This is a genomic window from Metabacillus sp. 84 (assembly GCF_050107715.1).
Taxonomy (GTDB): domain Bacteria; phylum Bacillota; class Bacilli; order Bacillales; family Bacillaceae; genus Metabacillus_B.
In genome coordinates, this window is sequence record NZ_JBNILN010000028.1 from 1 (window position 1) to 1291 (window position 1291).

The following is a 1291-nucleotide window of genomic DNA, read 5'->3' on the forward strand; positions in this document are numbered from 1 at the left end:
GCCTTGACGGTACCTGACCAGAAAGCCACGGCTAACTACGTGCCAGCAGCCGCGGTAATACGTAGGTGGCAAGCGTTGTCCGGAATTATTGGGCGTAAAGCGCGCGCAGGCGGTCTTTTAAGTCTGATGTGAAAGCCCCCGGCTCAACCGGGGAGGGTCATTGGAAACTGGAGGACTTGAGTGCAGAAGAGGAGAGTGGAATTCCACGTGTAGCGGTGAAATGCGTAGAGATGTGGAGGAACACCAGTGGCGAAGGCGACTCTCTGGTCTGTAACTGACGCTGAGGCGCGAAAGCGTGGGGAGCGAACAGGATTAGATACCCTGGTAGTCCACGCCGTAAACGATGAGTGCTAAGTGTTAGAGGGTTTCCGCCCTTTAGTGCTGCAGCTAACGCATTAAGCACTCCGCCTGGGGAGTACGGTCGCAAGACTGAAACTCAAAGGAATTGACGGGGGCCCGCACAAGCGGTGGAGCATGTGGTTTAATTCGAAGCAACGCGAAGAACCTTACCAGGTCTTGACATCCTCTGCCACTTCCAGAGATGGAAGGTTCCCCTTCGGGGGACAGAGTGACAGGTGGTGCATGGTTGTCGTCAGCTCGTGTCGTGAGATGTTGGGTTAAGTCCCGCAACGAGCGCAACCCTTGATCTTAGTTGCCAGCATTCAGTTGGGCACTCTAAGGTGACTGCCGGTGACAAACCGGAGGAAGGTGGGGATGACGTCAAATCATCATGCCCCTTATGACCTGGGCTACACACGTGCTACAATGGATGGTACAAAGGGCAGCGAAACCGCGAGGTTCAGCGAATCCCATAAAACCATTCTCAGTTCGGATTGCAGGCTGCAACTCGCCTGCATGAAGCCGGAATCGCTAGTAATCGCGGATCAGCATGCCGCGGTGAATACGTTCCCGGGCCTTGTACACACCGCCCGTCACACCACGAGAGTTTGCAACACCCGAAGTCGGTGGGGTAACCCGCAAGGGAGCCAGCCGCCTAAGGTGGGGCAGATGATTGGGGTGAAGTCGTAACAAGGTAGCCGTATCGGAAGGTGCGGCTGGATCACCTCCTTTCTAAGGAAGATATGAGCATCCAAGCGATGCAAACCATTAACGGACGCACTTCGAATTTGTTTAGTTTTGAGAGATCATTCTCTCTTGATTCACTTGTTCTTTGAAAACTAGATAACGATATGAATGTCAAACATTCACACGAGTAAGAAACGACCTTATGATTTTCTTCGTCCGTTTACCGGTTGAAGAAATGAACACAAGCCTTAAGACCATCCGGTCT

At 52.8% G+C, this 1291-nt stretch carries 1 rRNA gene; it reads left to right on the forward strand.

The annotated features are described in order from the left end of the window. Window positions 1-1071, forward strand: a 16S ribosomal RNA gene (locus tag ACQCV8_RS20105); the annotation flags it as partial. Window positions 1072-1291 lie beyond the last annotated feature (220 nt).